General features: G+C 66.5%; 4 protein-coding genes. 1 reads left to right on the forward strand and 3 read right to left on the reverse strand.

From position 1 onward, the window contains the following. Nucleotide 1: 1 nt before the first annotated feature. Nucleotides 2–3,733, reverse strand: coding sequence for a TM0106 family RecB-like putative nuclease (locus tag ACVWY0_RS07210; RefSeq protein WP_485836078.1), 3,732 nt, complete (start codon nucleotides 3,731–3,733; stop codon nucleotides 2–4). A gap of 90 nt (nucleotides 3,734–3,823) precedes the next feature. After that, nucleotides 3,824–5,020 (reverse strand): TerC family protein, encoded by a 1,197-nt coding sequence (locus ACVWY0_RS07215; RefSeq protein WP_485836085.1) that lies wholly within the window; start codon nucleotides 5,018–5,020, stop codon nucleotides 3,824–3,826. A gap of 137 nt (nucleotides 5,021–5,157) precedes the next feature. Here ACVWY0_RS07215 and ACVWY0_RS07220 point away from each other — a divergent pair, with 137 nt between their 5' ends. Continuing rightward, the gene (locus ACVWY0_RS07220; RefSeq protein ID WP_485836079.1) at nucleotides 5,158–7,458 is read left to right on the forward strand and encodes an FdhF/YdeP family oxidoreductase; all 2,301 of its coding nucleotides are present in this window, start codon (nucleotides 5,158–5,160) and stop codon (nucleotides 7,456–7,458) included. Between the two features lie 33 nt (nucleotides 7,459–7,491). Here ACVWY0_RS07220 and ACVWY0_RS07225 read toward each other — a convergent pair whose 3' ends face one another. Then, nucleotides 7,492–7,821: a DUF6457 domain-containing protein gene (locus ACVWY0_RS07225; RefSeq protein WP_248762200.1), complete on the reverse strand. Its 330-nt coding sequence runs from the start codon at nucleotides 7,819–7,821 to the stop codon at nucleotides 7,492–7,494. Nucleotides 7,822–8,029: the final 208 nt, after the last annotated feature.

Consider the following 8,029-nt stretch of genomic DNA (forward strand, 5'->3'; position numbering starts at 1 on the left):
CTCAGGGTGTTGCGCGGCTGTGAGTAAGCGCACCGTGAATACCCGCGCTGAGGCCGATGAAGGCGCCAAGTTCCTCGAGCACCGCCGGTTTGGCCGGCATGTAATTCGTGAGCTCGGGGGAGCGGATGATCACGGCTCGCCACTGGCCCCGTGACACAGCCACGTTGATCCGGTTCCGGTTCAGCAGGAATTCGGCCCCGCGCGGAGCCTCGGCAACAGCAGAGCAGGCCATGGACACCAGGACAACCGGCGCCTCCTGGCCCTGGAACTTGTCCACCGTGCCCACCCGGACACCCGGCAGCCCGGCGTCGTGCAGGGCCTGCCGGATCAGCTGGACCTGGGCGTTGTAGGCGGCCACCACCAGGATGTCTTCCGGGTTCAGCGGCCTGGCCGGCTTGTCGTCGCCGGGAAGCCATTTCAGCCCGATGTGCCGCTGGGCCTGCCGGACCACCTCGGCAGCTTCCTCGGCGGAGGACTTGGTGTTCCCGCTGTGGTCCACAAAGACTGTTTCCACCCCGGCCGGCAGTTCCGCGAGGCTGCGGAGGGATGCCGCAGGCGCAGCTTCGAGTTTTCCGTCGTAGCTGAGGACGGACACGGCCCGGCACAGGTCCGGGTGCATGCGCCAACTGTCCGCCAGGAAATAGCCCAGGTCGCCGGGGAGGGTGGCGTGCCCGGCAGCGAGCCAGCCCAGGGCCGACTCGTCCACGGGCTCCGGGTGCGAGCCCTGCGTGACCTGCGGCAGCTGCTGCGGGTCACCGAGGAGCAGGAGCCGCTTGGCGGCGCGGGCCACGGCCAGGGTGTTGGCCAGCGAGAACTGGCCGGCCTCGTCGATGACCAACAGGTCCAAGGAACCGGCGGGGACGGACCTGCCCGTCATGGTCCAGGCGGTGCCGCCCACCAGGCAGCCGCCGGGGGAGACGAGCAGCGCGGCGACGTCGTCGTCGGACGTGCGGTGCCACAGCACCGGATGCGGGGCCGCCAGCTTCTTCGCCACCCGCGCCGGATCCACACCTGCGGTTTCGATCGCCGTGCACAGCATGTTCTCCACCACCGCGTGGGACTGCCCCACCACCCCGATCTTCCAGCCCTGCTCCACCAGCCGCGCAATGACATGCGAGCCGACGTAGGTCTTGCCCGTCCCGGGAGGGCCCTGCACGGCAAGGTACGAATGATCGAGATCCAGCAGCGTGGCGGTGATCGCCGTGACGTAGTCCGCCGCACCGGCGACGTCCTTGCCGACGACGGCGGGACCCGGCATCGACTGGAAGCGCGGCGGCACCTTGCGCAGGATGTCGACGCCGGGGTGTTCCGGAAGGACGGGGACCGAGGCCCCGACACTCTGCGCCAGCTCGGCCAGGGCGGCTTCGATGCTGGCGGTGCGGATCGGCTGGTCCTCGGTGAGCGCCACCGGAATGTGCGGGTATGCGGGCACCTTGCCGGTTTCCCGTTCCTCGATGGTGATCATGGTCTGGCCGGCAACCCGCGGGTGGTCCTCCACAGCAGTCACCAGGGTGCCAAAGGTGAAGCCGCGGCCCGTGGTGGTTCCCAGCGGATCATCCAGGCCATCAGGGACCGGCGAATCGTAGAGCCGGCACCAGGTGCTCCCGGGTTTGAACTCCGACCCTTCGCTCATGACTCCGGTCAGCCTCAGCGTGCGGGTGCGCATCCTCGCCGTGGGCTTGGCCAGGACCCAGTCCGTCAGAATTTCCGCGGTATCCACCACAAACACGTTGCGGTGCTCGGACCAGTGGTCGATCTCGGACTCGGTGCGGTCGAAGTGCTCCCACCAGAACTGCTTGCGCTCGCGGCGGTGGTATCCCGTGGCAGCCGCCACCATGGCGATGGCCCGTTCGTCGTTGGTCCACGGCCGGTTGTCCGGGAGGCCGGCCAGGTAATCCTGCAGGCGGCGCTCCTCCGGTGTTGGTTCGGGTTCCGGAAGGGGTGGCGGGGCAACAACTGCGGACAACGACGGCGCCGGCCGCCCGCCGTCGTCGGCCGTTCCGGTTGACGCCGCGCTTGAGGCAGACGTCCCTCGCAGACCCTGCAGCCAGTCGCGGAGGCGGAGGGTGGAGAGGCAGTCGTACTCGTTGTAGTCGGAGATGGAGGCCAGGATGTGGGCGGCCGCGGCGGCGTCGCCGTCGTCCCGGGCGGCGCAGTAACCGGCATACGCCACCACGGACGCTCCGGCGTCCTTGACGTCCCCGGAGCGGAGGTTGCTGCCCATGTACAGGGGCTCGAGCTTCTTGATGGAGTAGGACGGCTCGGAGATCCGCAGCGAATGCCGGGCGGTGGCGTAGAGGTCCACAAGCAGGCCGTCGCGGAGCCAGCTGTCCACGATGTCCTCGCCGGCGAGGTGCGTGACGGACAGGTTCCGGAGCGCTGATTTCTCGTAGGCGGCGTAGTGGTAGACGTGCATGTCCGGGTGCCTGGCCCGGCGCTCTTCCACGTAGGCGAGGAAGTCCAGGAAGGCCTGCCGCTCCTCGTTTCGTGAATGCGCCCAGAAGGGCCGGAACACGGGCCTGTCGGCGGCGTGGGCGCCAGCAGCGTTAGCGTCAAACACGGGCGCCTCGATGACGCCGAACAGGTACTCCAGCCCCCATTTGCCGGTGGCGGGGTCCTGCCAGAGGGGATCGCCCTCGAAGTCGAAGAAGATGTCGCCGGGGCTGGGCCGGGGAATCTCTGCCAGGGCGTTCTCCGGCAGCACCTTGAACGTGACGGTGTGCTCCTCGCCGTCCTTGGCGAAGGTGCGCGAACCGTCCGGAACGTCCCGGCCCAGCTGCATCCTGGCCTGGTCGCGGAGCCGGGCCAGGGAGCCGCTGGCCTTGCTGAGCGGGAGATCCGCCAGCGCGTCGATGGTGGTGATGTGATCGGCGATGAGTTTCTTCCGCCGGTGGGTGGTCATGCCGCCCACCATCAGGAGGTCCCGGTGGGACTGGACCTGCTCGGCGCAGTAGTTGCACCGCCCGCAGAACGCGACGCCGGGCTGTTGCCACTGCACCGCCGAACCGGCCTCCCGGTGGGCGGCCGTCAGGGTGCGGAAGCGGTCGCGGCGCTCGCGGAAGACCGGCAGCAGGTCCGGCAGGGGGTGGTGGCTGCGGACGTAGTCGCCGTCCACCACGGCGCCCAGTACCAGCGTGACCCGGGGCGATGGGTCCAGGCCCATGCCGATGAGCTGATCGCCGTAGGCGGCGAGCTGGAGGAGTGCGCCCACCTTGGCGTGCCGTGCCAGCTTGGTGTCCCACACCTCGTAGCGTCCAGGATTGCCGGTGCCGGCAGCCTCGTTGACGATGAAGTCGGCGTAGCCCAGGAATTCGCCGTCGAAGAAAGTTGCCTGAAAGACGACATCGGCCCCGGCGCGGAGCGCGAGTTCCGTTTCAGCGTGCTTGGCCAGCAGCTCGCCGCGCGTGTTCTCCCCGCGCTCGATCGAGTACACCCCGGCCCCGCGGCTGGCGTCCCAGGCGCCGTACTGCGCGATCAGGCCGGCCAGGACCTTGGCCTCGTGCTTGTCACCGAGCGCCCCGGCACGGCGCTGCATTTCGTCGTCGGGAAACTGCGCCTTGGGGGACCGGCCCAGTTTCTCGTCCAGGATGCGGAGCGTGCGGTACTCACATTCGCTGGCGGCCACCAGATCGCTGGCGGAAAACACCAGGTCCTGCGGCGCTCTGGAACCGGGATCAGCGAGGCGCGGATCAACAGTACCGGGATCAGCGCTGGCTGGATCGAGCAGAAACACGGGGCCTCCCCATTGACGTGCCTGGCCGGAGGGCAGTTCCCCTGGCGCTGGTTTGAATCTAGCAAGAGGGGCTGACAATAAGGCCCCCGGCTACTCCTGTGCTGCCCGCACCTGCGCGTCGTCGTGCTCGGTGTGGGCTTTGTGGAGGAGGTCCATGAATTCGGTTTCGTTGCGGATAAGCCGTTTGTACTTCTCCGGCAGGCTGCGGATCTGGTCTTCCTCCCGGACCATCCGGGCGAAAAGCTTGTCCCGCTCCGCCATGTCCGTTTCGTAGTTGAGGTCCAGGTATTCGGTGGCGTGCCGTTTGGCGCCGGACACCGCGTTCTTGGCCTTGCCCTTGGGGCTGAAGATCGAGGCCAGGACGGTGACCGCCAGGACGCCCAGGATCACGGTCAGGGACACACCGGTGCTGACTTCGATGACGTTGACGTGCCCGCCGTCGTTGATGAACGGCAGGTTGTTCTCGGACAGGGCATGCAGGATGAGCTTGACGCCGATGAAGCCGAGGATGGCGGCGAGACCGTAGGCAAGGAAGATCAGCCGGTCCAGCAGTCCGTCGATCAGGAAGAAGAGCTGGCGCAGGCCCATGAGCGAGAACGCGGTGGCCGTGAAGACGATGAAGACGTTCTGCGTGAGGCCGAAGATGGCGGGGATGGAGTCCAGTGCAAACAGGATGTCGGTGCCGCCGATGGCAACCATCACCAGGAGCATCGGGGTGAGGACGCGCTTGCCGTTCTCCTGGGTGAAGAGCTTGTCGCCATCGTAATGGGCCGACGCCGGGAGGTACTTTTTGGCGAGCCTGACCACCAGGCCTTCGGCGTCTTCGTCGTGGCCGTCCGGCTTGAGCAGGTTCCCCGCGGTGATCAGCAGGATCAGGCCGAAGATGTAGAACACCCACGCGAAGCTGTTGATCAAAGCGGCGCCAAGGAAAATGAACGCCGTCCGGGCGATCAGCGAAAACACGATGCCGAAGAGCAGCACCTTCTGCTGGTCCGCACGGGGGACCTTGAAGCTGGCCATGATGATCAGGAACACAAAGAGGTTGTCCACGGACAGGGCCTTCTCCGTGATGTACCCGGCGAAGTACTCAGTGCCCATGGTGGTGCCGCCGAACAACAGCACCCCCAGGCCAAAGAGGAGGGCGATCCCCACATAGATGGAGGACCAGATGGCCGATTCCTTGAGCGTGGGGGTGTGGGCCTTACGGACATGGAAGAAGAAATCGAAAGCCAGCAGGCCCACAATTCCCGCGATGGTCAGGGTCCAGACAAAGGGAGGGACGTCCATCATTCCACCCTACCTAGGCGTTTGCCGTTAGTCCTGCTTGACTTGGATGACCCCCTCAATAAGGGTGGACTGGGACCGTCACACCGAGCTGAAACCGGTGCGCTGCCGGTGTGAGCTTGAACCAAGGAGAGTGCAACGTGGCACGCAAGAACCCGCACGTGGAAGAGGTCAACGAGGCTGACATCGAGGTCAGCGGCCACCCCAAGACGTGGGCCGCCGGCGTCCCGGGCGTCTACCACTCGTTGGAGCCGGCCGTGCAGCACATGGGCCTGGTCAGGACCGGGAAAACCCTGCTTGCCCTGAACCAGAAGGACGGTTTCGACTGCATGAGCTGCGCGTGGCCGGACCCGGGGCACCGCAAGACGTTCGAGTTCTGCGAAAACGGCGCCAAGGCTGTCACCTGGGAGGCCACTCCGGTGGTGATCGGCTCCGAATTCTGGGCCGAGAACCCGGTCAGTGACCTGCGGCAGCGGTCCGAGTACTGGCTGGGGATGCAGGGGCGCCTCACCGAGCCAGTCCACAAGCCAGCGGGGGAGGACCACTACCGGCCGGTCAGCTGGGAGCAGGCGTTCACCATCGTCGCCGACAAGCTCAAGGGGCTGCCGAGCCCGGACCAGACCGCCTTTTACACCAGCGGCCGGACCTCCAACGAGGCCGCGTTCCTCTACCAGCTGTTTGTCCGGGCCTACGGGACCAACAACCTGCCGGACTGCTCCAACATGTGCCACGAGTCGTCTGGCTGGGCCATGGGCCAGACCATCGGCATCGGCAAGGCCACCATCTCCTACGATGACTTCGCCAAGGCGGACCTGATCATCGTGATGGGCCAGAACCCGGGCACCAACCACCCGCGGATGCTGACCGCCCTGGAGGAAGCCAAGGAGGCGGGAGCCAGCATTGTGGCCGTGAATCCGCTGCCGGAAGCGGGCCTGATGCGCTACAAGAACCCGCAGAAGGTCAAGGGGATCATTGGCCGCGGCACGGAGATCGCCGACCAGTTCCTGCAGGTCCGCATCGGCGGGGACATGGCCCTGCTCCAGGCCGTCTCCAAGCGGGTCCTGGACGCCGAAGCTGCGAATCCGGGCACGGTGCTGGACCACGCGTTCCTCGCCGAACACTGCGAAGGTCTGGAGGAGCTCCGCGAGCACCTTTCCCAGCTGGACGAGGCTGCCGTGCTGGCGGCCACCGGCCTGCGAACCGAGGATATCGACGAGCTCGCGGACCGTTATCTCAGGGCGGAGAAGGTGATCATCACCTGGGCCATGGGCATCACCCAGCACAAGAAGGGCGTGGCCACTATCAAGGAGATCATCAACCTCCTGCTGCTCCGGGGCAACATCGGCAAGCCCGGCGCCGGAGCCTCTCCCATCCGCGGTCACAGCAATGTCCAGGGCGACCGCACCATGGGCATCTGGGAGCAGATGCCGGCGGCATTCTTAGACGCCCTCGGCAAGGAATTCAGCTTCGAACCGCCGCGCGAACACGGCGTCGACGCCGTCGAGACCATCAGGCAAATGCGGGACGGCGGCATCAAGGTTTTCGTGGCCATGGGCGGTAACTTCGTGGGAGCCATTTCAGACACCCACGCGGCGTTCGCGGCGATGGAGAACACCGAGCTCTCGGTCCAGATTTCCACCAAACTCAACCGCTCGCACACGGTCACCGGCGCCGAGGCGCTGATCCTGCCCACGATGGGCCGTACGGAGATTGACATGCAGGAATCGGGTCCGCAGTTTGTGTCCGTGGAGGACACGGTCTGCGCCGTGCATGCCTCACACGGGACGGTGGAGCCGGTGGCGCCGGGCCTGCTGTCCGAAGTGGCAATCGTCAGCAGGCTGGCCCAAAAAGTGGTGGGTGACTCCGTGCAGGCGGACTGGGCCGGGTTCGAGAAGAACTACGACCTCATCCGGGACCACGTCTCGCACGTGGTCAGCGGCTGCGAGGACTACAACCGGAAGATCCGGCAGGACGGCGGTTTTGTGCTCCCGAACGGGCCACGGGATTCGCGGACGTTCACCACCCCGACGGGCAAGGCCATGCTCACCGTAAACGAGCTCGAACATATGGAGCGGCCGGCCGGAACGCTGATCCTGCAGAGCATGCGCTCGCACGACCAGTTCAACACCACGATCTACGGCAACAATGACCGCTACCGGGGCATCAAGAAGGGCCGCGAAGTGGTGTTTGTCAGCCCCGGGGACCTCGCCGAACTGGGCCTGGCCGACGGGCAGCACGTGGATATCCACGGCGTGTACCAGGACAACGTGGAGCGGGTGCTGCGGAACTTCCGGGTGGTCTCCTACCCCACGGCGGCCGGCTGCGCGGCAGCCTACTACCCTGAGGCCAACGTGCTGGTGCCGCTGGAAAGCGTGGCCGAGGGCAGCCAGACGCCGGCGTCGAAGGAAGTGATCGTCAGGCTGGAGCCGGTAGCCGGTTAACGGTGGGGAGCGAGACCCGGTGGCCGGGGCTCCCTACTGGCCCGTGTCCGCCCAGCCCCCAGCCGCCGGGCCGCCGTCGTGCCCGTCCTCGCACAGCCGGAAGGCGACGTCGGCCGCCTGGGTGACTGCCGCCGTCGACTTTTCCTTGGATCCGGCGCTGCCGTTGCCAGCGGCGAGCCCTGCGGCGTAACCCACCAGGAACGTCGTGACCGGTGCAGCCGCATGGATCACCGAGCCGGCAGACTTCCTGGCCAGATCAAGGAGGAGTTCCTGATCCACCTCCAGGTCCAGGATCTGCAGTGCCTGGGCCAGTCGCTGGGTCCACTGGTCCAGGACCTGGGCTTCGTTCTCGTCAACAGTCATGTTCGCTCCTAGGTTGCCGGTTCGCTGCTGGTGGGCGGCAGGGGGAGTCCTTGCCCATTGCCCACGACACTACAAGGCCTGGGCGGCTGCGTCACCGGGCTGCGGCAGCGTCCCCCGAGGAATCATGTCAAGATGCCCGCGTAGCGTTTATCGAAGAATCATTTGATTGTGCCCGGATGGTTGGTTGGCTCTTGGGGCCTTGTTTGGC

It is taken from the genome of Arthrobacter sp. UYNi723 (genome assembly GCF_054057635.1).

Coding starts and splice junctions, on each gene's coding strand:
- ACVWY0_RS07225 (WP_248762200.1), bottom strand. CDS start 7,821: ATGACTGTTGACGAGAACGAAGCCCAGGTCCTGGACCAGTGGACCCAG.
- ACVWY0_RS07215 (WP_485836085.1), bottom strand. CDS start 5,020: ATGGACGTCCCTCCCTTTGTCTGGACCCTGACCATCGCGGGAATTGTG.